The organism is Bacillus sp. SCT118 (genome assembly GCF_058566435.1).
Map to the genome: position 1 here is coordinate 2,958,400 of NZ_CP191225.1, position 22,732 is coordinate 2,981,131.

Annotated in this window: 21 protein-coding genes; 6 read left to right on the forward strand and 15 right to left on the reverse strand. The window is 44.8% G+C overall.

Translation table 11 applies throughout. The features are described from left to right. Positions 1 to 347: 347 nt before the first annotated feature. Positions 348 to 1,493 carry a subtilisin AprE gene (aprE, locus tag ACQVGT_RS15150; RefSeq protein ID WP_046340224.1) on the forward strand — a complete coding sequence of 382 codons (1,146 nt, stop codon included), beginning with the start codon at positions 348 to 350 and terminating at the stop codon, positions 1,491 to 1,493. Positions 1,494 to 1,531: 38 nt separating this feature from the next. On the opposite strand, the gene ACQVGT_RS15155 is transcribed toward aprE, so the two are convergent. Continuing rightward, positions 1,532 to 2,812: a M48 family metallopeptidase gene (locus tag ACQVGT_RS15155; protein WP_015383266.1), complete on the reverse strand. Its 1,281-nt coding sequence runs from the start codon at positions 2,810 to 2,812 to the stop codon at positions 1,532 to 1,534. Positions 2,813 to 2,960: 148 nt separating this feature from the next. Here ACQVGT_RS15155 and ACQVGT_RS15160 point away from each other — a divergent pair, with 148 nt between their 5' ends. Further along, positions 2,961 to 3,356 (forward strand): YhfM domain-containing protein, encoded by a 396-nt coding sequence (locus tag ACQVGT_RS15160; protein ID WP_041517778.1) that lies wholly within the window; start codon positions 2,961 to 2,963, stop codon positions 3,354 to 3,356. A 38-nt stretch (positions 3,357 to 3,394) separates the two neighbouring features. Here ACQVGT_RS15160 and lcfB read toward each other — a convergent pair whose 3' ends face one another. From lcfB to ACQVGT_RS15180, 4 genes are all read right to left on the reverse strand, one after another. Then, entirely contained in the window at positions 3,395 to 4,936 is a 1,542-nt protein-coding gene (gene lcfB, locus ACQVGT_RS15165) for a long-chain-fatty-acid--CoA ligase LcfB (protein WP_046340223.1), read from the reverse strand. Between the two features lie 117 nt (positions 4,937 to 5,053). After that, positions 5,054 to 5,698: an SDR family oxidoreductase gene (locus tag ACQVGT_RS15170; RefSeq protein WP_015483041.1), complete on the reverse strand. Its 645-nt coding sequence runs from the start codon at positions 5,696 to 5,698 to the stop codon at positions 5,054 to 5,056. A gap of 64 nt (positions 5,699 to 5,762) precedes the next feature. Continuing rightward, positions 5,763 to 6,758, reverse strand: coding sequence for a lipoate--protein ligase (gene lplA / locus ACQVGT_RS15175; protein WP_014479356.1), 996 nt, complete (start codon positions 6,756 to 6,758; stop codon positions 5,763 to 5,765). Between the two features lie 12 nt (positions 6,759 to 6,770). Then, complete coding sequence (locus ACQVGT_RS15180; protein WP_015383262.1) at positions 6,771 to 7,505, reverse strand: MBL fold metallo-hydrolase; 735 nt, start codon at positions 7,503 to 7,505, stop codon at positions 6,771 to 6,773. A 157-nt stretch (positions 7,506 to 7,662) separates the two neighbouring features. Here ACQVGT_RS15180 and yhfH point away from each other — a divergent pair, with 157 nt between their 5' ends. Both yhfH and gltT read left to right on the forward strand, forming a co-directional pair. Next, positions 7,663 to 7,797: a protein YhfH gene (gene yhfH / locus ACQVGT_RS15185; RefSeq protein WP_003244802.1), complete on the forward strand. Its 135-nt coding sequence runs from the start codon at positions 7,663 to 7,665 to the stop codon at positions 7,795 to 7,797. A 270-nt stretch (positions 7,798 to 8,067) separates the two neighbouring features. After that, on the forward strand, positions 8,068 to 9,357 hold the full coding sequence (gene gltT, locus ACQVGT_RS15190) for a glutamate/proton symporter GltT (protein WP_003245579.1): 1,290 nt from the start codon (positions 8,068 to 8,070) through the stop codon (positions 9,355 to 9,357). A 37-nt stretch (positions 9,358 to 9,394) separates the two neighbouring features. Here the strand turns inward: gltT and ACQVGT_RS15195 are convergent, their stop codons facing one another. The 4 genes from ACQVGT_RS15195 to ACQVGT_RS15210 all read right to left on the reverse strand — a co-directional run bounded on the left by ACQVGT_RS15195 (position 9,395) and on the right by ACQVGT_RS15210 (position 12,047). Continuing rightward, entirely contained in the window at positions 9,395 to 9,802 is a 408-nt protein-coding gene (locus ACQVGT_RS15195) for an ASCH domain-containing protein (RefSeq protein ID WP_015383260.1), read from the reverse strand. Positions 9,803 to 9,814: 12 nt separating this feature from the next. After that, the gene (locus tag ACQVGT_RS15200) at positions 9,815 to 10,855 is read right to left on the reverse strand and encodes a M42 family metallopeptidase (RefSeq protein ID WP_038428732.1); all 1,041 of its coding nucleotides are present in this window, start codon (positions 10,853 to 10,855) and stop codon (positions 9,815 to 9,817) included. 133 nt (positions 10,856 to 10,988) lie between these two features. Beyond that, positions 10,989 to 11,156 carry a hypothetical protein gene (locus tag ACQVGT_RS15205; protein ID WP_172398294.1) on the reverse strand — a complete coding sequence of 56 codons (168 nt, stop codon included), beginning with the start codon at positions 11,154 to 11,156 and terminating at the stop codon, positions 10,989 to 10,991. A gap of 114 nt (positions 11,157 to 11,270) precedes the next feature. After that, entirely contained in the window at positions 11,271 to 12,047 is a 777-nt protein-coding gene (locus tag ACQVGT_RS15210; RefSeq protein WP_015383257.1) for a YhfC family intramembrane metalloprotease, read from the reverse strand. Positions 12,048 to 12,176: 129 nt separating this feature from the next. Here ACQVGT_RS15210 and fabHB point away from each other — a divergent pair, with 129 nt between their 5' ends. Continuing rightward, positions 12,177 to 13,154 carry a beta-ketoacyl-ACP synthase III FabHB gene (gene fabHB, locus ACQVGT_RS15215; RefSeq protein ID WP_015383256.1) on the forward strand — a complete coding sequence of 326 codons (978 nt, stop codon included), beginning with the start codon at positions 12,177 to 12,179 and terminating at the stop codon, positions 13,152 to 13,154. Between the two features lie 41 nt (positions 13,155 to 13,195). On the opposite strand, the gene ACQVGT_RS15220 is transcribed toward fabHB, so the two are convergent. The 6 genes from ACQVGT_RS15220 to ACQVGT_RS15245 form a co-directional block, all read right to left on the reverse strand. Next, a complete protein-coding gene (locus ACQVGT_RS15220; protein WP_015483038.1) occupies positions 13,196 to 15,523 on the reverse strand; it encodes a YhgE/Pip domain-containing protein in 2,328 nt (775 codons plus the stop codon). 70 nt (positions 15,524 to 15,593) lie between these two features. Continuing rightward, positions 15,594 to 16,169: a TetR/AcrR family transcriptional regulator gene (locus ACQVGT_RS15225; RefSeq protein ID WP_014479348.1), complete on the reverse strand. Its 576-nt coding sequence runs from the start codon at positions 16,167 to 16,169 to the stop codon at positions 15,594 to 15,596. Between the two features lie 145 nt (positions 16,170 to 16,314). Then, positions 16,315 to 17,727: a protoporphyrinogen oxidase gene (hemY, locus tag ACQVGT_RS15230; protein WP_015483036.1), complete on the reverse strand. Its 1,413-nt coding sequence runs from the start codon at positions 17,725 to 17,727 to the stop codon at positions 16,315 to 16,317. A gap of 14 nt (positions 17,728 to 17,741) precedes the next feature. Beyond that, the gene (hemH, locus tag ACQVGT_RS15235; RefSeq protein ID WP_014663414.1) at positions 17,742 to 18,674 is read right to left on the reverse strand and encodes a ferrochelatase; all 933 of its coding nucleotides are present in this window, start codon (positions 18,672 to 18,674) and stop codon (positions 17,742 to 17,744) included. Between the two features lie 71 nt (positions 18,675 to 18,745). Further along, complete coding sequence (gene hemE, locus ACQVGT_RS15240; RefSeq protein WP_015483035.1) at positions 18,746 to 19,807, reverse strand: uroporphyrinogen decarboxylase; 1,062 nt, start codon at positions 19,805 to 19,807, stop codon at positions 18,746 to 18,748. Positions 19,808 to 19,928: 121 nt separating this feature from the next. After that, complete coding sequence (locus ACQVGT_RS15245; RefSeq protein WP_015383251.1) at positions 19,929 to 22,073, reverse strand: transglycosylase domain-containing protein; 2,145 nt, start codon at positions 22,071 to 22,073, stop codon at positions 19,929 to 19,931. Between the two features lie 121 nt (positions 22,074 to 22,194). Here ACQVGT_RS15245 and hmoB point away from each other — a divergent pair, with 121 nt between their 5' ends. Continuing rightward, a complete protein-coding gene (hmoB, locus tag ACQVGT_RS15250; RefSeq protein ID WP_015483033.1) occupies positions 22,195 to 22,695 on the forward strand; it encodes a heme-degrading oxygenase HmoB in 501 nt (166 codons plus the stop codon). Positions 22,696 to 22,732 lie beyond the last annotated feature (37 nt).

A 22,732-nucleotide genomic window follows, 5' to 3' on the forward strand; every position in this document is an offset into this window, starting at 1 on the left:
TTGAAAAAATATCACGATAATATCCATTGTTCTCACGGAAACACATGCAGGTCATTTGAACGAATTTTTTCGACAGGATTTTGCCGGGACTCAGGAGCATTTAACCTAAAAAAGCATGACATTTCAGCATAATGAACATTTACTCATGTCTATTTTCGTTCTTTTCTGTACGAAAGTAGTTATTTCGAGTCTCTACGGAAATAGCGAGAGATGATATACCTAAATAGAGATAAAATCATCTCAAAAAAATGGGTCTACTAAAATATTATTCCATCTATTACAATAAATTCACAGAATAGTCTTTTAAGTAAGTCTACTCTGAATTTTTTAAAAGGAGAGGGTAAAGAGTGAGAAGCAAAAAATTGTGGATCAGCTTGTTGTTTGCGTTAACGTTAATCTTTACGATGGCGTTCAGCAACATGTCTGCGCAGGCTGCCGGAAAAAGCAGTACAGAAAAGAAATACATTGTTGGATTTAAACAGACAATGAGTGCCATGAGTTCCGCCAAGAAAAAGGATGTTATTTCTGAAAAAGGCGGAAAGGTTCAAAAGCAGTTTAAGTATGTTAACGCAGCCGCAGCAACATTGGATGAAAAAGCTGTAAAAGAATTGAAACAAGATCCGAGCGTTGCATATGTGGAAGAAGATCATATTGCACATGAATATGCGCAATCTGTTCCTTACGGCATTTCTCAAATTAAAGCGCCGGCTCTTCACTCTCAAGGCTACACAGGCTCTAACGTAAAAGTAGCTGTTATCGACAGCGGAATTGACTCTTCTCATCCTGACTTAAACGTCAGAGGCGGAGCAAGCTTCGTACCTTCTGAAACAAACCCATACCAGGACGGCAGTTCTCACGGCACACACGTAGCCGGTACGATTGCCGCTCTTAATAACACAATCGGTGTTCTGGGCGTAGCGCCAAACGCATCGTTATATGCAGTAAAAGTTCTTGACTCAACAGGAAGCGGCCAATACAGCTGGATTATTAACGGCATTGAGTGGGCTATTTCCAACAATATGGATGTTATCAACATGAGCCTTGGCGGACCTTCTGGATCTACAGCTCTGAAAACAGTCGTTGATAAAGCAGTTTCCAGCGGTATCGTCGTTGCTGCCGCTGCCGGAAACGAAGGTTCATCGGGCAGCACAAGCACAGTCGGCTACCCTGCAAAATATCCTTCTACCATTGCGGTAGGTGCGGTAAACAGCAGCAACCAAAGAGCTTCATTCTCAAGCGCAGGTTCTGAGCTTGATGTAATGGCTCCTGGCGTGTCCATCCAAAGCACACTTCCTGGAGGCACTTACGGTGCTTACAACGGAACGTCAATGGCGACTCCTCACGTTGCCGGAGCAGCAGCGCTAATTCTTTCTAAGCATCCGACTTGGACAAACGCGCAAGTCCGTGATCGTTTAGAAAGCACTGCAACATATCTTGGAAACTCTTTCTACTATGGAAAAGGGTTAATCAACGTACAAGCAGCTGCACAATAATAGTAAAAAGAAGCAGGTTCCTCCATACCTGCTTCTTTTTATTTGTCAGCATCCTGATGTTCCGACGCATTCTCTTCTTTCTCCGCATGTTGAATCCGTTCCATGATCGACGGATGGCTGCCTCTGAAAATCTTCACAAGCACCGGAGGATCAACCTGGCTCAGCCCCGTCACGGCCAAATCCTGAAACGTTTTAACAGCGGCTTCTCTGTTCTCTGTCAACTCGATCCCATACTGGTCAGCCTTATTCTCCTGATAACGCGAGACAGCATTAGAAAAAGGCGTCACCGCAAAGCTCAAAACAGAAAACAAAAGCAATAACAGCGGAAGTGCCGCAAGATCATGCCGCCCTTCTAAATGAAACATGCTGCGGGTTAGGCGAACCGTCCGCTTGTAAAGCTTATCAATGACATAAAATCCAGCGAGCGACACGAGCAAATAGCCGGCCAGTCCGATATAGACGTGCTTCATGACATAATGGCCCATTTCATGGCCCATAATAAACAGAATTTCTGAATCGTCAAGTTTGTTCAGCGTCGTATCCCACAATACAATCCGTTTGTTGGCCCCAATTCCTGTAACATAGGCATTCAGCGCATTTGTTTTTTCTGACATGTTCACTTCATATACATGATCAGCCGGAATATTGGCTTCATCTGCCAGCTCTAAAATTTTGCTTTCAAGCTCTTTGTTTTTCAGCGGATAAAAATCATTGTATAAAGGATCGATAATGACCGGCTGAATAAAAAACAGAAAAAGCGAAAACGGCACTGTTAACAGCCAGGCGTATAACCACCATTTTTTTTCATGCCTTTTGATCAGCCAATAAAAAACGAGAATGCAAAGCGCAAAGATTGGAAAGCTGATCCAAAAGCTGATAACCTGATCCTTAGCCCAGCTGGCCGTTGTCTGTGTGGAAATGTTATAGTCAAGCGATACTTGATAGCCTATCCAATCTAAAGGCAGCGTCACCAATGTTGTAATCAGCAAAAGCACAAAGACAAAACCAACGGTCTGCAAAAACCGAAAAGACACGGCCGCTTCCATCCATTTCTTGATTTTCTTTGAAACACCGCTGACCAGCAGAACAAAAAACAGAAACCAATCAAGTGGTACCCCGATAAAAAATAAAAAATTCTTGACATTCGAATACTGCTCGGCCACTGCCAACTCAGACGGCTTCATGAAAGAAGCCGGATCAGCCTGCGTCCCTTTCACGGCTTCCGGTATTGCGGAATCACCCGACAGGAAAAAATACCAATAAAAAAACAGCCCGTACAGCACGTAAGCAAGTCCTGCTGCCGCAATCCACTTGCGCATAACGCCTCACTCCTCACATCAACCCGTTACTTCTATTCTAATCATAAATTCAAATTCTTAGAACCAAGCTGTGTTCCGCACTTTTCCATCCTTTTAAGCATGGAAAGCCTGATCGCTGGGAAAACTAACAATGTTTGGAGTGATGCAAATGAAAAAAATAGTGGCAGCCATCGTGGTAATCGGTCTTGTGTTTATAGCATTTTTCTATCTTTACAGCCGATCAGGCGATGTGTATCAATCGGTAGACGCGGATTTGATCACACTGTCTTCAAGCGGCCAGGAAGATATCGAGATTGAAAAAAGACAGCACGTCAAAGATATGCTGGATATTATGAATCAGGGAAAACAGGTGAAGACAGAAAAAACATCAGCCCCTGATTACGAAGGGTCAATCAAGTTTCATAAAGACCGGTATGACTCATTCAGACTATGGATTGACGGCAGCCAGCAAGCCGTTTTTTTGAAGGATGGCACATACTACAAATTAAGCAAAAATGATACAAAGGCGCTGCTAAATATTATTAAAAAAGAAGCAAAGGATTGAAAATGAAAAAGCGAAGCTAACCGCTTCGCTTTTTCATTTTATTGGGGCAAAATATCTCTCAGTGCCCGTCTGAGCATTTTCCCCGTCGCATTTTTCGGAATATCGTCAAGAAACGTAATGGCGGCAGGCCGCTTGTATTTTGCCAGATGCTTTTCACAGTGCTTCATGATGTCCTCTTCTGTTACCCCAGAGCGTTTCGGCACCACATATCCCTTTACCGCTTCCCCGCTTTGGGGGTCCGGCACGCCGATGACAACCGCCTCCTTGACGTCCGGATGGCTGTACAGCACCTCCTCCACCTCCCGCGGATACACATTGTATCCTCCTACAATGATCATGTCTTTTTTCCGGTCAACAATGTAAAAATAGCCGTCCTCATCCCGTCTTGCCAAGTCCCCCGTATAAAGCCAGCCGTCTTTTAAGGCATGCTCTGTTTCCATCGGCATTTTATAATAGCCCTTCATCACATTGGGGCCTTTCACGATCAATTCGCCGACCTGGTGAGCAGGCAGCTCGCGTCCGAGCGGATCTACGACCTTGTTTTCGACATGTAAGATACTTGTCCCTATGGAGCCCGGCTTTCTGCCCCTGTCAAACGGGTTAAAGCACGTGACGGGTGATGCTTCCGAGAGCCCGTAGCCTTCCAAAATGGTAACACCGAATTTTTCTTCAAACGCCGTCAGCAACGCGACTGGCATGGCCGCGCCTCCCGAAATGCACAGCCGGATGGAAGAAAAATCATCTTTCTTTCCGTTTTCATGCTGAAACAAGTAATTATACATCGTAGGTACACCGGCAAAAATGGTCGCCTGCTGCTGCTTAACAAGCTTAAAAACAGATGCCGGACTGAATTGAGGCTCAATCAAGACAGTTGCGCCGCTCATCAGCGGTGCATTCATGCAGACGGTTAAACAAAACACGTGAAACATGGGAAGAGCGCAGACCACATTGTCCCTCTCATCCATTCCCAAATAGCCTGCGACATCGTTGGCATTGCTGTACAAATTCTGATGAGTCAGCATCGCGCCTTTCGGTTTTCCAGTCGTTCCTGACGTATATAAAATAACCGCGGTATCATCAGGGACAGGTTCTTGGTTTTGTTTAACGGCAGATGTCGGCCGCAATATTTTTGCAAACGTTGTCATTTTCATCCTGACCTCTGGGTCCGCAGCTTCCGGCTCGGCCTCTCCCGTCTGGCATAAAATGACGAGCTCAACCTTTGGCAGCGATTCATGCATGCTCTCATAAAGCGGCAAAAGCTGGCTAACGCCCACGATCGCCTTTACATCACCATTTGTCAGCATATAACCAATTTCTGTCGGCGTGTACAACGGATTGATGGGAACAACCACGATCCCAGCTTTTAAAGCGCCAAAAAACGCGATGATAAAATCAGGCGAATTGCCAAGCAGCAAAGCTAGATGGTCCCCTTTCTCCATACCGGCTTCCTGAAGGCCGTCCGCAAATCGCTGAATATGTTCATTCAGCTCTTGATACGTCATCTTGTGATCTTTAAACCTGCATGCGATGCTGTCGGGCTTCTCAGATGCTGTTTCTTCCAATTTTGAAACAAGATTCATTCTCCCACCCCTTAAAGTGAATGAATAGTCATTCATTATTGAAGCCAAGCTTTCTCCTCCATTATAGAGAAACAGAAAAAAACACTCAAGAGCAAAAAGCCCTGAGTGTCAGTACTGTCATAGTTTCTTCAATGCTTCGGCAATCGGCGTATCTCCTTCTGTCAGATCAAAGGCCCGATTTTCCGTATTCTTCTCATCTAAAGAGGCAATGACCGTTTTTGCAACGTCATCACGGGAAATAAATCCCCGCTCCAGATCCTTCGCTGCTGAAACAGTTCCCGTTCCAGGCTCATTGCGAAGGCCTCCCGGACGGATAATCGTATAGGTTAAACCGCTCGCTACCAGAATTTTATCAGCATAATGCTTGGCCACATAATAAGGTTTGAGTGCCTCATTCCAATTTTCACGGTTATGGGCTTGCAGGGCGCTGACCATAATAAACCGTTTGATTCCGGCAATGTCCGCAGCTTCAATGGCTTTTGCCGCTCCATCAAGATCCACCAGCAGCGTTTTATCATAGCCTGTGCTGCCGCCGGAACCGGCTGTGAAAATGATCGCGTCACAGCCTTTTGCCGCAGCGGCGATTTCTTCCGGGCTGCCCTCCAGATTCGCAAGCACAGCTTCTGCACCGGCAGCTTCAAGAGACGCTTTCTGTTCTTCTTTTCTGACCATCGCTCTGATGGAATGATCAGGATTATCTTGGAATAAAGAGACGAGTCTTTGCCCGATTTGTCCGTTCGCTCCGATTAAAAACACTTTCATGTGAATCCCTCCTGCCTCCATTATTTCAAAAACACAACCGCTCTTTCAAACGATGTGTTTTGCCTTAATAAATCAGATCAAGGAAATCCTCTTTCGTAATGTTCCCAAAGTAATGCTTGAGATTCACACCTTCGAGCACATCAGCGATGACGCTGCGTTCGTATTGTTTTCCGACCAGCAGGTTTTCAATTTCAGATACATCACCGACACCAAAGAAATCTCCGAAGATTTTGCAGTCCTCGATTTTGCCTTTCTTGACCTCTAGGCGCAAATCGATCGATCCAACCGGATAACGTTTCGAATGATTAAGGTTAAATTTCGGCGAGCGGCCGTAGTTCCAATCCCAATTCTGATAGCGCTCTTTCGAAATTTGATGAATGGTCTCCCAATCTTTTTCCGTCAGCTTATACTCCGGCACGTTTCCAATGTCGTTTGTGTTAAAAATATGGCGAAGCAAATGGCTGCGGAATTCTTCGGTGGTCATTTTATCATCGAGAAACTCACTGATGTTTGCCACTCGGCTTCTGATCGATTTGATGCCTTTTGATTCAATTTTATCCTTTTTCACCTTTAATGCTGATACAACATGATCAATGGCTGAATCAAACATGAGGGTGCCGTGGCTGAAAATACGGCCTTTCGTTGCAAACTGAGCGTTTCCGGATATTTTCCGGCCATCTACTACAATGTCGTTCCGGCCGCTTAATTCGGCTTCAACCCCAAGCTGATGTAACGCCTGAATCACCGGCTCAGTGAATTTTTTAAAGTTATGAAAGCTGTCCCCGTCATCCTTGGTAATAAAGCTGAAGTTCAAGTTCCCCAGATCATGGTACACAGCGCCCCCGCCTGATAAACGGCGGACGACGATAATCCCGTTTTCCTCAACATATTTTGTATTGATTTCTTCTATTGTATTTTGGTTTTTCCCAATGATAATAGACGGTTGATTCACATAAAAGAGCAAATATTGCTGTTCAGGGTCTAAATGCTTGACACAGTACTCCTCGATAGCAAGATTGATCCGCGGATCATTGATATTTTGATTGTCTATAAATAACATGGTGCTCCTCCTTTATCCTTCCCACACAAAACCTGATTTCGCAATATTCACTTCTCCGTTAAAAACGGTTTTCGCTTCTTTGCGAAGGTTGTCATGCACGCCAAAATGCGGCAAATGTGTCAGCAGCAGTTCTCCCGCTCCCGCTTCTTTTGCAATGCGCCCGGCTTCCAGGCTGTTCATATGGCCTGCACTTGTTCCGTCTTGATCGGCATAAAAATTGCATTCCGAGATCAATAAATCAGCATCTTTCGAAAACGGTATAAATGAATCCTGATAGCTGGAATCAGCAGTATAAACGACAGTGTGGCTGCCGTCAGTAATCCGCATGGCATAGCACGTCACCGGGTGAATCGTTTTTAAAAAGGTGATCGTAAACGGACCGGCAGTCAGCGGCTGATCCGGCTGATAGGCGATCCCTTTTGTATGTGTTTTATATGTAAGCTTTTGAAACTGTTCTATATCAGCATCATGTGCGTAAATCGGAAGCGTATGCTCTCCTTTGCCGAGAAACGAACCGACTTGCTTGGCAAATTGAAGCGGCCCGATATCAGCGATATGGTCATGGTGATAATGAGACAGAACGACCGCATCCAGCTTTTCCGCCGGCACATATCCGAACAGCTTAGACAATACGGCACTGCCGCAATCAACAAGCAGAGAGTAATCACCTGATTGAAACAAATAGCCTGACGTCGCTTCATTTGCGGCCGGAAAACCGCCATAGCATCCGATAACTGTAACTTTCATAATGTCCTCCTATCTTTTCAAAAAAATTGATCCTCCTTCAATATACCCATTTTTCTTGAAAAAAGCATGTTTTAAACATTGTATCAAAACAGTTATTGATTTTTTCAATCTGTTATATTACAATGAAATCACTACAAAGGGGAAAGAGGGATTGGTTATGCTGGGGAAAATCACAGAATTTTTTAGAAACCTGCCTTCGAAAAAGTGTGCGGAATGCGGAAAAAAGATAGAAGAGCAGCATGAGTGCTATGGTAATATCTGCAATGACTGTATAAAAGTAAACGATTTGTAATGAGCGAAAATCCCGCGCCTTACGCGTGGGATTTTCTTATTTTTTCACATATCTCTTAATTTTGAAATAATAGTCAGGTTAGGTCAAAGCTCACCTGTTTTTAGATAATTCTGGTGATTATCATAATGTCATTGAATATTCTTTATTTTCGAAATATAATTTACTATAGACGAATTGATTTCTTATCTATTATAATTTGATCTAATAGTGAGATTAAATATATGTCTATTCATGATATATGTTGATACTTTGTTTTTTGGGAGGTAATCTATGAAAAGAATTAAGTTTGGATTAGCCACACAAATATTCGTTGGACTTATTCTAGGTGTCATTGTTGGCGTCATTTGGTATGGCAACCCAGCATTGCCTACTTACCTGCAGCCAATCGGGGATCTCTTTTTACGCTTAATCAAAATGATAGTGATTCCTATTGTTGTCTCCAGCTTAATCATCGGTGTAGCCGGTGCAGGAAATGGAAAGCAAGTCGGTAAATTAGGCTTCAGAACGATTCTGTACTTCGAGATCATCACGACTTTTGCCATTATTCTCGGACTAGCCCTTGCAAACATCTTCCATCCGGGTACAGGAGTTAATATACACGAAGCTCAAAAATCGGACATCAGTCAATATGTTGAAACTGAAAAAGAACAAAGTAATAAATCAGTGGCGGAAACGTTCCTCCATATTGTGCCGACAAACTTCTTCCAGTCATTGGTCGAAGGGGATCTTCTAGCCATCATCTGCTTTACAGTACTATTTGCATTGGGTATTTCCGCGATCGGTGAAAGAGGCAAGCCTGTATTAGCCTTTTTTGAAGGTGTATCCCATGCCATGTTCCACGTTGTAAACCTTGTGATGAAAGTGGCGCCATTCGGCGTTTTCGCTCTTATCGGAGTGACTGTGTCTAAATTCGGACTCGGTTCTCTTATCTCTCTCGGAAAGCTCGTCGGATTGGTTTATGTCGCGCTTGCTTTCTTCTTAATTGTTATTTTCGGGATTGTCGCAAAAATTGCCGGCATCAGCATCTTCAAGTTCCTTGCTTACATGAAGGACGAAATCTTACTGGCGTTCAGTACGTCCAGCTCTGAAACGGTTCTTCCGCGCATTATGGAAAAAATGGAGAAAATCGGATGTCCGAAAGGCATTGTTTCCTTTGTTATTCCGATCGGTTACACGTTTAACTTAGACGGTTCCGTTCTCTATCAATCTATTGCCGCACTCTTTTTAGCACAGGTATATGGCATTGATTTGACGATTTGGCACCAAATTACGCTTGTGCTCGTCTTAATGGTGACATCTAAAGGGATGGCTGCCGTGCCTGGTACTTCTTTTGTTGTCTTGCTTGCAACGCTTGGCACCATCGGCGTTCCGGCTGAAGGACTTGCCTTTATTGCCGGCGTAGACCGCATCATGGATATGGCACGTACAGTTGTCAACCTGACTGGTAACGCGCTTGCTGCCGTTGTGATGTCTAAATGGGAAGGCATGTTTAATCCTGCGAAAGCAGAAACTGTTATGTCCCAATCGAAAACAGAACAAAACGCAACCATTTCTGGTTAATGAAAAGCCTGCGGGGTTCTTGCCCCGCAGGCTTTTTTTAATCTTTAACGAGCACAAACAGCTCTGTAATCAAAACAGTATCCTCATTCAGCTCCAGTTCACCGCTTTTGATCAGTTCCGCCCATGCCATCTGATGATCCTCTTGAAACTCCTCAATTCGGTCTCCATTGCCCTCTCCTTTGACTAACCTCATATCAGGCGCACCAAAGCTGGTTTCAAAGACATCTGTTACTTTTATATTGCATCTTGGATTGTCATGTTTATCATAAACGGTAACAAGCTGACCCGCTGTTTGATAAACGTCCCTCAATTCATCTTTTGAATACAATGATTTCGGCGCGCACGTGGCGGTTTTTTCTCCGGCAAGGATCTGCTGAATCAGCTGTTCTCCCAACCCGTCATCACCTTCCCAGCCGAATGTGCTTTTCAGCTTATAAATCTTCATTGGTCCTCCCCCTTATACCATTGGTGACTGTACATAGTAATACAGAAGCTTAGCGGTATGGCGAAGAGATGATTTATGGGTGCGTTCAAATGCATGGGAAGCGTCAATTCCCGGCCCTATGAGGCCATGCACAATATCATGCCCGGATTTGATCGCTGCTGACGCATCAGACCCGTAGTACGGATATATATCAAGCTTATAGTCGATATGATGCTTCTCGGCTAATTGAACTAAATGCTTTCTGAGCTGATAATGATACGGCCCGCTCGCATCCTTCACACAGATTGATACTGAATATTCATCAGTCGCCTGCCCGTCACCGATAGCCCCCATATCAACCGCCAAATATTCAACTGTTTCAGGAGGAATATTCGAATTCCCGCCGTAACCGATTTCTTCATTATTGGAAATAAGAAAATGGGTTGTATACGGCAGCTCAATGTCTTCTGTTTGAATTTGATGAATTAAGCGGAGCAATAAGGCGACGCTTGCTTTGTCATCCAAATGGCGCGATTTAATAAATCCGCTTGATGTGATCTCGACACGTGGATCGAACGACACAAAGTCTCCGACGCCAATGCCAAGCTCCTCCGTATCTTTCCGGCAGTGAACAGGTTCATCTAGGCGGATCTCCATATTCTCTTGATTCCGCTCAGCCTTTCCCGCGTCTTTGTATACGTGCACAGACGTTTGATGCATTAAAATTGTGCCTGTGTATGTTTTTCCCGAGGCGGTTTCAATTTGGCAATACTCCCCCTCAATCGAGTTGTAGCGGAACCCGCCGATTAAGTCGATTTTCAGCCGGCCGTCCGCTTTAATCTCCTTCACCATAGCGCCGAGGGTGTCAACGTGCGCTGTCAGCATACGATGCCGGGATGTGTCGCGTCCTGGAAGCGTTGCAATTAAGCCGCCCTTGTGGTTCCGAACCGTTTCTACCTTCCATTCTTTTAAAAGGCTTTCAATATAATTGATCACCTCATATGTATTTCCTGTCGGACTTGGGATCGATACAAGTTCTTTAATGAGCTCCATCGTTTTACGTACGGACGTCATAGGGCATTCCTCCTTTTATTTTCTACTTAAAATATACTCTTTTCCCGAGGGACCCGTCCAATCTTTTCCTATCAATCTCTCATATGCTGTAGAGAGCATGGGAAGAGGAGGGATATCTATGTGCTGTCGTCATTCACATGAACAGAAATGTCGTTGTCACGATTGGTTCGATGATTTTTGGTTCTTTGACGAGTGGTTCGATAAAGATTTCCACGACCATTGCAAGAAAAAGAAAGAATGCCATGACCCTTGCGAGAAGAAGAAGAAAAAGAAACACCATTGTTTCTCTTGTAAAAAACACAGACATTCTTGCTGTCATTGCTAAAGACTGAATCAGAAATATTCTGATGACCCATGCTTAATGAATATTTCCATTCACATTTTTCCAAGCGGGCATTGCTGCTGCTTGGACCTTTTATTGAAACACCCTTTTTGCTTTTACAATCCAATAAACTGATAAAGCCGCTATAAGAGCAATAATGATTTCAACAGCTGCAGCATGCTCTATGATTCCTCTCTGATATAAAACCGCCGGTACATTAAACAGTGCATGTAAAAGAATAGAATACAACAAAAACAACGGTCGGCGGCTTTTAACCGCGTACAAAACAAGCAGAGACAGCCCAATTTGGACGGCAATGGCACTGATTCTTTCTATTCCGCCCAGCATCCATTCATACGAAGGAGTATGCAGCAGCTGCTCCTGTATCGGCAAAAGCGCCTGTTTGACGTCGCCATTGACCAAAAGCTGTTCAAACGTACCGCTATTGATTGCAAATGCGTATACAATAAGTGAGACAGAGGACAAGCCTGTAATCAGGATGGCTTCAAGCCCGCCATGGCCGGCCCCGAAAGCCAGACCATCCGCCCAGGTATGATGGCGCTTCATAAAAAATCGCATCATCATATACCTTCCGCACTCCTCAAAAATTCCGGCCATCAAGCAGCCGTAAATGCCATACCATAATGGATGTTGCATCGCTTCTTTCGTCATTTCATTCACTTGCAGTACATAAACATGAACGCCGCCTTCCAGCAGCTGAGCGAAGACAAAAAACGTGAGAGCGCCAATAAAAAACACTTTAAGCGAGGCGCCATACTTTCGCTTAAACCATACAATCAGCCCGATTGGCAACAGAAACGCAATAGCCCCGGATAATGCCAAAAAGACTACTGCTTCTTGACTGACCATTTTTCAGCCTCCTTTTTCTTTTTCATAGATTCCCTATTCTACACTTCTCTTTTTTTGTAAAAAAACCTTCTTTTTTAGTACCAGATACTAATATCTAGTGTTATAATCTGACCATAAGGAGTGATTCATATGTCAAAAGCAAAAATTACAGCTATCGGCACCTATGCGCCGAGCAGACGCTTAACCAATGCAGATTTAGAAAAGATCGTTGATACCTCTGATGAATGGATCGTTCAGCGCACAGGAATGAGAGAACGCCGGATTGCGGATGAACATCAATTTACCTCTGATTTATGCATAGAAGCTGTGAAGAATCTCAAGAGCCGTTATAAAGGAACACTTGATGATGTCGATATGATCCTCGTTGCCACAACCACATCCGATTACGCCTTTCCGAGTACGGCATGCCGCGTACAGGAATATTTCGGCTGGGAAAGCACCGGCGCGCTGGATATTAATGCGACATGCGCCGGGCTGACTTACGGCCTCCATTTGGCAAATGGATTGATCACATCTGGCCTTCATCAAAAAATTCTCATGATCGCCGGAGAGACGTTATCAAAGGTAACGGATTATACCGATCGAACGACATGCGTTCTGTTCGGCGATGCCGCGGGTGCGCTGTTAGTGGAACGAGATGAAGAGACGCCGGGATTTCTTGCGTCTGTACAAGGAACAAGCGGGAACGGCGGCGATATTTTGTATCGTGCCGGACTGCGAAATGAAATAAACGGTGTGCAGCTTGTCGGTTCTGGAAAAATGGTGCAAAACGGACGCGAGGTATATAAATGGGCCGCACGAACCGTCCCTGGCGAATTTGAACGGCTTTTACATAAAGCAGGACTCAGCTCTGATGATCTCGATTGGTTTGTTCCTCACAGCGCCAACTTGCGCATGATCGAGTCAATTTGTGAAAAAACACCGTTCCCGATTGAAAAAACGCTCACTAGTGTTGAGCACTACGGAAACACGTCTTCGGTTTCAATTGTTTTGGCGCTCGATCTCGCAGTGAAAGCCGGGAAGCTGAAAAAAGATCAAATCGTTTTGCTTTTCGGGTTTGGCGGCGGATTAACCTATACAGGATTGCTTATTAAATGGGGAATGTAACAAAAAAAGAACTTGTTTCCAAGGAAACAAGTTCTTTTTCTTTATGAAGCCGGCTGTTCTTCTGATGATTCTTCCTTCCGGCTTAACATTGTAAAGTAAGTAATGCTTAGTGCAATCATGACGAGGGCGATGCCGATTAAGACGCCGGCCATCTGCCACATGTAGCCAAAGTCACCGTTTGAAATGACTGCTCTGAATCCGTTAATGCTGTAGGTCATCGGCAATGCGCCATGGATGACTTGATAGAAATTCGGAAGCAATTCAAGCGGGAAGGTTCCTCCGCTCGCTCCCAGCTGCAGCACTAAAATAATGACTGCGATAAATCGTCCCGGGTTGCCCATCGTTGTAGCCAAAAATTGAATTATCGCCAGGAAAGCTAGACTCGTAATGATCGTAAACACGTAAAATCTCCACGTGCTCTCTACCTCGAGACCAATTCCCAATAGAAGAACCGTCGCCACAATCAATGATTGAATGATTCCTACAAGCATCATGACATTGAATTTGCTGAAGAACCACTCAAAACCGTTTCTCGGACGTCCTGACGCTTCCTTCAGCGGGAAGACAACCGTCAGCATGATGCCGCCGACATATAAGCCCATTGACAGGATATAAGGTGTCAGCCCTGTACCGTAGTTAGGAACGGAATGAATGGCATCATCTTTGGTTTTAACCGGATCTGCAAACATGCCATATGTTTGATCATCAGCATCGATATCTCCTGTTTGGTCAGCCGCATCCTTCAGCTTACTAGACAGCTCTCCTGTGCCGTCCAATAGCTTGCCTAAACCTGTATCAAGTGATGCAGATCCGTCTGCAAGTTTTGATGATCCGCTTTGGACCTGTTTAGACCCGTCTAACAGCTTAAACAATCCGCCGGATACTTGGCTGCTTCCTGTCACCAATTGCTCTGAGCCCGCTTTTGCTTTTGCGAATTGCTTATTATATTCACCGATGCCCGCTGTCAGTTTATTTTGGTTTTCTGTCAGCTGCTGTGAACCATTGTATATCTTCTCAGATCCAGCAGTTAATTTGTCAATCGCATCTTGAGTGGCTTTTGCGCCGTTATAAAGCTTAGCGGTAGCTTCCGGCAATGCCTTCACCTGGGCAACCTCCGCTTTCACATCTTCCAATGAGCTTTTTATCGTTGCGATGTCAGGCAGCTGATCAGCTGAAGGAAGCCCACTTAAAATTTCATCAAAATCAGGCGCATCAACTTTCGGAAGCTGCTTTTCAACAGAGCTGATCAACTGGCTTTTTTGCTCCGCTGTTAAGAAATCACTCGAATTGATGAGATTTTTGAATGCCTGATCACGGTTTTTTAAGCTGTTTTCAAAGTCAGACAGCTGTTTTTTAAATTCCTTCATCGCAGTTTCTGACTTTTCCAGGTTGTTCACAGCTGTTTCAAGCTGTGTTAAATCGAGCGCATTTATGAGTTTTTCCGCTTTTGCTGCTTTTTCCGACTCTTCTTGCGCTTTACTGTTGAGCTGATCCAGCCCGTTTGTCAGATTAGGCAAGCCCTGCTGCACCTTTTGAAGGCCGGCATTCAGTTCATTCAGTTTGCCCGTTATCTTGCCAGATCCTGTTGCAAGCTGACCAGATTTATCATAAATCTGGTTGCTGCTGTCCTGGAATTTCCCAAGCGAGCTGTCAAGTGATTGGATGCCGCTCGTCACCTGAGCCGCTCCATCTGCAAGCTGCGCTGTTTTGTCACTGATGGTAGCGGTGCTTTCCTTCAGCTTCGCCAGATTTTCTTTCAGCTGGGCGCTTCCGTTTTTCGCATCCTTTGTGCCGTCATCAATTTTTTTCGCGCCGCTGCTCGCGTCGCTCAAACCTTTTGCGATATCTTTAAAGTTATCAAAAATAACTTTCGTATATTGCTCGGTCACTTCTTTTGAAACAGAGGCTTTCAGTTTATCAATTGCTTTTTCGCCGATCGTTGCCCCTACATAGTTGGACCCTGCATTTGTATGGTATTTCAGATCCAATTTTTTCGGATTTTTGTCTAATACAGTGCTGGCATTCTTAGAAAAATCCTCAGGAATCTCGACAACTAAATAATATTTTTGATTCAATAAGTCCTTTAACGATTGGTCGAGATCATTGGAAAAATGCCAATCAAAGTTGTTATTATCCTTTAATTCTTTGACCAGATCATCACCGATTTGAAGTTTTTCTCCTTCATACGTTGCTCCCTTGTCTTGGTTGACGACAACGACAGGCAGCTGGTCAACTGTGCCGTACGGGTCCCAATAAGCCTTTAAGAATACGCCGCTGTAAATAAGCGGGACAAACAAAATGGCAATGATGGGAATCAATAATTTTTTACTTGTTACGATGTCTTTCCACTGACTTCGTATTGTGTTCATCCTGATGCCTCCATTCTAAAACTGACTCATCATGAAAAATGGTCATTTTCTTGCAAAGAGAAAGGATTATCTAGTTCGCTGACAATCCTTTGACAACATACAATTCAAGCAGTCCCGCAATTGTCTCTTTATCAAGCGGGGGGTGTTGTTTTTCCCAGTCAAAAATGAGCGCGATATAAAGCTTCAGCATCACAAAGGCTGTCAGCTCAGGGTCGCACGGCTTGATTGCGCCGCTTTTGATCCCGTCTTCAATCTTACTTTTGATATAAGACAGTATGGCTCGCTCCATTTTCTGGATCACTTCCTGAACAGCCATTGTACCAATCTCGGCATTCTCTTGGAAAATTTTAATCGTCAGCTGATGTGTTTTCCTGAACTCCAGAATGGCAAACAGCGCTCTGTGCACATTTTCATGGAACGGAAGGTTCGGCTCCATCGCTTCATCCGCTTTTTGCTTCATTTCCTTTAATAAAGTAGTGAAAATCTCGTCAAACAGCTCTTCTTTGTTTTTGAAAAAAGTATAAATGGTTCCCTTCCCCACGTTCGCAAGTTTTGCGACAAGATCCATTGTCGTCGCTTTATACCCGAACTGCGTGAAAGACTTTGTAGCCGCCTCCAAAATGAGCTTTTTTCGATCTATTGACATTGTATTCACCTCGAAACTGACCGTTTGAACATTTTAGTCATTAAGTACATATGCAAATGTATCATAACCTTCCGTTCAATTCAATCATTTTTTTACACAATATTGCCATTGCACATCAAAAAACCTCCGCGATATAGCGGAGGTTTTAGCTGAATAAATAGGTAAGCGCGTCAGACACGGCAGCTTTTCCTTGATCAATGCAGTCGGGAATGCCGACACCTTCGAAAGAAGCGCCTGTCATATAAACACCCGGATACGCAGATGCAAGTGCTTCACGCAGCTCCTTGATACGCTGCTTATGGCCGACATGGTACTGCGGCATGCTTTCATGCCATCGGGTGACACATGTCATTTCCGGCTCGCCGTTTATGTTCATGACTTTCTTTAAGTCTTCTAACACAATGTTGATAATGTCATTATCTGATAGATCGACAATGGATTCGTCTCCGGCTTTTCCGACATATGCCCGAAGCAGCGTTTTGCCTTCCGGCGCTGCGTGCGGCCATTTTTTATTCGTCCACGTACAGGCTGTGATCGCAAAGTCACTGTTTCTTGAAATGACAAAACCCGTGCCCTCATGCTCCATTTGGACGGAGCCTTCAGGGAAACCTAAAGCGACGTTTGCCACGGATGTGGAGTGCATATTTTTCAAATGAGAAATGGCAGGAAGCTCAGAAAGCATTCCCGCAGCCGCTTTATGCGGAGCAGTCACAATTACTGAATCAGCATCAAGTGTGACGCCGTTATCAAGTTCGAGCGAATAGCCAGAGCCGCTATGGCTGAGTTTGGTCACTTTTGTGCCTTTATACACCTTCGCCAGCTTTAACTGCTTTTCGATCTCTTCTACAAGGGTCTGCAAACCGGTTGACAGAGTCTGGAACTGCCCTTGTTTTTTTGCCGTCAGCTGCTGGCCTGAGCCTTGAGGTCTTGTTTTTTTCATGCCGAGAATCAGGCTTCTATGCTTTTGTTCCGTCTGGTAAAATTGCGGGAATGTCGACATCAGGCTAAGCTTGTCAATGTCGCCTGCGTAGATTCCTGATAGAAGCGGCTCGATTAAGTTCTCGACCACTTCATCTCCGACACGTCTGCGGAAGAATTCTCCCAATGACTGATCATCCTTTGTTTTGCTTGCAGGCAGGATGAAATCCATAGCAGCTCTCGCCTTCCCGGACAAGGAAAACAGACCCGTAGAAACAAACGGCGCAATTTTTGTCGGTATCCCCATTACAGCGCCCTTCGGCATTGGATGCAGGGTGCGGTTTACAAGCACATAGGATTGTCCAGTCGCATTGTTGACAAGCAAATGCTCAAGACCTAAGTCTTTAACAAGCTGCGGGGCGCTTTTCTTTCGTTCCAGAAATGAGTCTGGCCCTCTTTCGATGATATAGCCGTCTTTCTTGACAGTCTGGATTTTCCCGCCGACTCTCGGACTTGCCTCAACAAGTGTCAGCTCAAGCGGCAGATTCTTTTCTTTGATTTCTTTTTCCATATAGAAGGCGGCGGCTAAACCGGTAATGCCGCCGCCGATGATGACTACATGTTTTTTGCCGTCACTCATGTTCATCGCCTTCTTTAACGTCCTAATTTTTTTAATACGACTGTTGCCAAAGCATCAATAAATTCAGGCTTGGCATTTGGCATTTCCGGCCGGTAATAGCTTGCGCCGATATCGTCAGTAACCACTTTGCATTCATAATCATTATCATAAAGCACTTCTAAGTGATCCGCGACAAATCCAACAGGAACATATACAAATGCTTGATAGCCTTTTTGTTCGAATAAATCACGTGTTAAATCCTGAACATCGGGTCCGAGCCAAGGATCAGGCGTGTTCCCTTCACTTTGCCAGCCGACAGCATATTCGGAAACGCCTGCGCCTTCAGCAATCAATTTCGCCGATTCATGCAGCTGGTCCGGGTACGGGTCTCCAAATTCTTTGATTTTTTCTGGCAGGCTGTGTGCGGATACGATAAGCATTGCGTTTTCTCTTTCATCCTCAGGCATTGACGCATATGTTTCCTTCACTCGGTCAACCCAATATGTCACGAACTTCGGTTCATCGTACCAGCTTTCAACTGACGTAATCGTTAAGCCGCCGAGTTTTTCAGCCTCTTCTTTGGCACGTTTGTTGTAGGACTGAACGCTGAACGTGGAGAAATGCGGCGCCAGCACGATGCTGACTGCTTCTGTAATGCCATCCTTATGCATCTCTGCTACGGCGTCTTCAATAAACGGCTCGATATGCTTCAGTCCGATATACGCTTTAAATGTAATCTCATCCTGAATTTCATTCAAGTGCTGTTCCAGATTATGCGCCTGCTCTTCTGTGATTTTGGCAAGCGGTGAAATGCCGCCAATCGCTTCGTATCTGTCTTTCAAATCTTGAAGCATTTCAGGTTCAGGCTTTCTGCCTCTTCTGATATGTGTATAATAACGTTCAATATCTTCTTCCTTATAAGGCGTGCCGTACGCCATCACGAGAAGCCCCATTTTCTTTCTACTCACTGTTTACACCCTCTTTAATGATCTGATACAAACATTTTGACAGGATATCATTAAGATACCAAAAGATATGCTTAGGAATATTGACCCATTTTTTTATTTTGTGAATATTCATGGACAAATGCTGTCAGTTTTTTCAAAACCTCGGGACTGACGTCAGGAAATACCCCATGGCCAAGATTGAAAATGAAGCCGTCTGATTTCATACCCTGATCAAGTATTTCCTTTGTTTTCTTCTCAATGACTTCCCATGGCGCAAGCAAAATGGACGGGTCCAGGTTGCCCTGCACTGTTTTAGTAATTCCTTTTGATCTGGCTTCATCAATGCCGAGTCTCCAGTCAAGCCCGACAACATCGAGAGGTAGGTCATGCCAATCACCTGCAAGATGGCTTGCGCCAACGCCAAACATGATCAGCGGCACATTCTCCTTTGCGAGCTCTGAAAAAATCCGGTTCATTACGGGTTTGATGTATGTTCTGTAATCTGCCTGATTCAATGCGCCGACCCACGAATCAAAGATTTGAATCGCTTTTGCGCCTGCCTCAATCTGCGCTTTCACGTACACGATGATCATGTCGGCAAGCTTGGACATCAGCAGATTCCATGCATCCGGCATGCTGTACATGAAGGCTTTTGTTTTATTGTAGTTTTTCGACGGGCCGCCTTCGATCATATAGCTTGCAAGCGTAAAAGGCGCACCTGAGAAACCGATGAGCGGGACGTTCAGCTGCTCATTGACAAGCAGTTTAATTGTCTCAAGCACGTACGGCACGTCCTGTTTCGGATCAATTTGGCCGAGTTTTTCAATGTCCGCCAGAGACCGGATTGGCTGATCAATCACAGGACCGATCCCGTTTTTGATTTCAACATCCACACCGATTGACGGCAGCGGCGTCATGATATCTTTATAAAGGATTGCAGCATCGACTCCGTATTGCTCAACCGGCAGTCTTGTGACATACGCACAAAGTTCGGGCTGATGGGTGATCTCAAACAATCCGTACTTTTCCTTCAGCTTGCGGTATTCCGGCTGTGAGCGCCCTGCTTGCCTCATATACCACACAGGCGTGTGATCCGCTTTTTCTCCCCGCGCAGCTTTTAAAAACGTCTCGTTAAACGTTTCTCGTTTACTCATCTGATTTCCACCTTTCATACGGCAACCATACGTTCGTATTTCTTGACTTATTACACTATACCTTGTTTTAGGCAAATGGTATAGAAATGTAGCTCAAAGTTCAAAAAATCGCCGAATTCCATTAAGAGGAAAACAATTTTGGCTGAACGTAATCGGTTCCTTCCCCTTCTCTTTTTGTCTGTGTATTATAAGGCACAATTTTATAAGACGCGCCCGAAAATAAGTTGGCATAAGGAATTTCATAGCTTCCCTTCCCTTCAACCGAATCAAGAAGCGTCTCCTTGCCGTCTTTGTTTACATAAATTCTGTATACGGCCCGATCATCCTCTTGAGCGTCCCACTTTAATTCAATAGTAAAGAGCCCCGCTGCTTTAAATGTGTAATCGGCTGTGAGTGTTTTGACCGGCTTCAGCTCAATCGGGCTTTCCAGTTCTTTAACGTTTTTAGGCTTTGTGAACACATGACCGGTTTCTCCTGCCTGTGTCAAAATATCCTTAAACAGCCGCGTCGGGTATGAGCTCCCGGCTTTCAAATAATGGCTTTGATCCGTTTTGTCATAGCCCATCCAGACTGCCCCGGTTATTTTCGGCGTATAGCCTGCAAACCAGGCGTCCTTTGTCGCGCCGGAGACGCCTGTATAAGATGTAGAACCTGTTTTTCCCGCCAGGTCCCCGTGATAGGTGCCGGACGTGGCCGTTCCCTTTTTGACTACCTGCTGCAGCATTCTCGTCATATTCCAAGACGTCTGCTTGCTGAAAACCCGCTTTCCTTCCTCTTTATGATCGGCTATTGTTTCTCCGTCTTCATCTATTATGCTCGAGATAAAGAAGGGTTCCGTATACGTTCCATTCGCGGCAAATGTATGAAACGCGCCGGCAAGCTGGAGCGGCGAAACGCCTTTTTCCAAGCCGCCTAGAGCAAGAGCAAGGCCTTCATCAGGGATATCAATGCCATTTGCTTTCAAATAAGATTTTCCTGTTTCGACGCCGATCTCATTCAGCGTCCAGACAGCCGGCGCGTTTTTGCTGTACGTAATGGCGTCAGACATAGTGACTTCGCCCTCATACCGGCTGTCGTAGTTTTTCGGCGTATAATCTCCGTAGGACTGCAACTCATCCTTCAATAGAGAATATGGCTTAAATTTCTTTTCCTGCATCGCCGGTCCGTATACGGCAAGCGGCTTAAATGTGGAACCCGGCTGGCGGACAGCTGTGACACGGTTATATCCTTTGGATGTGTAATCCCTTCCGCCGATGGCCGCTTCTACACCGCCTGTCTTGTTATTAATAAAGACCGCGCTTCCCTCAGCATTCTGATCTGTTCCGGGATAATAGCTTCCCTCTTTCATCACCTGGTAAGCCGTCTTCTGCAGCTTCGAATCGAGCGGCACCTTGATCGTGTATCCGCCTTGAAGAAGCTGCTCTCCGGAAATGGAATACTTGTCTTCCGCCTCTTTGATCACAAGGTCAATGTAGCTGTCAAACCAAGGTGTTTCCGACTGTTTCTTCACGTGCAGTCCAAGCGTTCGGCCCTGTGCGGTGACAGCCTCTTTCGCACTGATATAGCCTTGGTCATTCATCATACCTAGAATTGTATCACGCCGCTCCTTATTTTTATCAGGGTGCAAAATCGGAGAGTACGTAGAAGGCGCCTTCGGAATAGCGGCCAAAACAGCGCCTTCAGATACAGTCAAATCTTTTACTTCTTTATTAAAATAATAGTGGGACGCCGCTTGTATGCCGTAGACCCCGTGTCCGAAGTAAAGCTGGTTCAAATACATTTCAAGCAGCTTGTCCTTGCTGTAATCCCGTTCAAGATTGATCGCAATGATCACTTCTTTTGTTTTTCTTAGAAATGTTTTGTCATGTGTCAGAAAAATATTTTTGGCAAGCTGCTGGGTGATCGTGCTTCCGCCTTCCACCTTTCCGCCTGCTAATATATCGCGATACACTGCCCTTCCGACAGATTTTGCATCAATGCCGTGATGCTCATAGAACCTTTTATCCTCAACAGCGATAAACGCTTCTCTGACCTGCTTTGGAATCTCATTGATCGAGACCGGCTCGCGATTTTCTGTATACAGGCTTGCAACCTCATCTCCGTTTTGATCAACAATTTTTGAAGAAGCATGAAGAATAAGCTTTTTTTCATCTATGACATAATGGCCGAGAAAAATAATTGAAATATATCCTATTAAAGCGAGAAAAGCAGTTAACACTAAAATAATGATAGGTATAAAAAGTTTCTTTTTCTTTATCTTAAACATGAACTCACCTCGCCTTTCTAAAGGTAGTATGGGAAAAATTGTTTGGAATTATGTTCGAAGCACTCGCCAATAGAAACTTATACCATTGTTTTGATATACTAGCAAGCAGGAGGTGGCTGATATGAAGGTTTATATTACATATGGGACAGCCGATTTTTTAAAAACGATCGTAGAGAAGCATCCCTCAGAAAATATCCTTTTGATGCAGGGGCAGGAAAACGCCATTTTGATTCATGAAACAAACGGAGATACCGTTTTCCAGGCACCACACGCTTATGAAGTCATTGACCAAGTCGGAGAGATTATGCATCCCGGTTTTGCAGTATTGAACAATATTGCCGTCACTCAGGAAGGGCGTCCGCTGTTTGAAAACAGATTTAAAAACAGAGCGGGAAAAGTCGAAAACGAGCCTGGCTTTGAAGCCATTCGAGTGCTCCGTCCGCTTGACAGTGACACCTATGTCATTCTGACCTTGTGGGAAACGGAAAGCGCCTTTCAAGACTGGCAGCAGTCCGGTTCTTACAAAGAAGCCCACAAAAAACGCGATACATCTGCCGGAATTGACACAACGTCCATCTTCTCCCGGCCTTCCTATGTCACCACATATTTCGCTGTCGAATAGCTGCCGGCATGTCCGGCAGCTTATTTTATTGGGAGGA

What these genes read in the sequence shown, in the direction of transcription:
- ACQVGT_RS15155 (WP_015383266.1), bottom strand. Translation starts at nt 2,812, where the DNA reads ATGCGCAAGTGGATTGCGGCAGCAGGACTTGCTTACGTGCTGTACGGG.
- ACQVGT_RS15160 (WP_041517778.1), top strand. Translation starts at nt 2,961, where the DNA reads ATGAAAAAAATAGTGGCAGCCATCGTGGTAATCGGTCTTGTGTTTATA.
- lcfB (WP_046340223.1), bottom strand. Translation starts at nt 4,936, where the DNA reads ATGAATCTTGTTTCAAAATTGGAAGAAACAGCATCTGAGAAGCCCGAC.
- ACQVGT_RS15170 (WP_015483041.1), bottom strand. Translation starts at nt 5,698, where the DNA reads ATGAAAGTGTTTTTAATCGGAGCGAACGGACAAATCGGGCAAAGACTC.
- lplA (WP_014479356.1), bottom strand. Translation starts at nt 6,758, where the DNA reads ATGTTATTTATAGACAATCAAAATATCAATGATCCGCGGATCAATCTT.
- ACQVGT_RS15180 (WP_015383262.1), bottom strand. Translation starts at nt 7,505, where the DNA reads ATGAAAGTTACAGTTATCGGATGCTATGGCGGTTTTCCGGCCGCAAAT.
- yhfH (WP_003244802.1), top strand. Translation starts at nt 7,663, where the DNA reads ATGCTGGGGAAAATCACAGAATTTTTTAGAAACCTGCCTTCGAAAAAG.
- gltT (WP_003245579.1), top strand. Translation starts at nt 8,068, where the DNA reads ATGAAAAGAATTAAGTTTGGATTAGCCACACAAATATTCGTTGGACTT.
- ACQVGT_RS15195 (WP_015383260.1), bottom strand. Translation starts at nt 9,802, where the DNA reads ATGAAGATTTATAAGCTGAAAAGCACATTCGGCTGGGAAGGTGATGAC.
- ACQVGT_RS15200 (WP_038428732.1), bottom strand. Translation starts at nt 10,855, where the DNA reads ATGACGTCCGTACGTAAAACGATGGAGCTCATTAAAGAACTTGTATCG.
- ACQVGT_RS15210 (WP_015383257.1), bottom strand. Translation starts at nt 12,047, where the DNA reads ATGGTCAGTCAAGAAGCAGTAGTCTTTTTGGCATTATCCGGGGCTATT.
- fabHB (WP_015383256.1), top strand. Translation starts at nt 12,177, where the DNA reads ATGTCAAAAGCAAAAATTACAGCTATCGGCACCTATGCGCCGAGCAGA.
- ACQVGT_RS15220 (WP_015483038.1), bottom strand. Translation starts at nt 15,523, where the DNA reads ATGAACACAATACGAAGTCAGTGGAAAGACATCGTAACAAGTAAAAAA.
- ACQVGT_RS15225 (WP_014479348.1), bottom strand. Translation starts at nt 16,169, where the DNA reads ATGTCAATAGATCGAAAAAAGCTCATTTTGGAGGCGGCTACAAAGTCT.
- hemY (WP_015483036.1), bottom strand. Translation starts at nt 17,727, where the DNA reads ATGAGTGACGGCAAAAAACATGTAGTCATCATCGGCGGCGGCATTACC.
- hemE (WP_015483035.1), bottom strand. Translation starts at nt 19,807, where the DNA reads ATGAGTAAACGAGAAACGTTTAACGAGACGTTTTTAAAAGCTGCGCGG.
- ACQVGT_RS15245 (WP_015383251.1), bottom strand. Translation starts at nt 22,073, where the DNA reads ATGTTTAAGATAAAGAAAAAGAAACTTTTTATACCTATCATTATTTTA.
- hmoB (WP_015483033.1), top strand. Translation starts at nt 22,195, where the DNA reads ATGAAGGTTTATATTACATATGGGACAGCCGATTTTTTAAAAACGATC.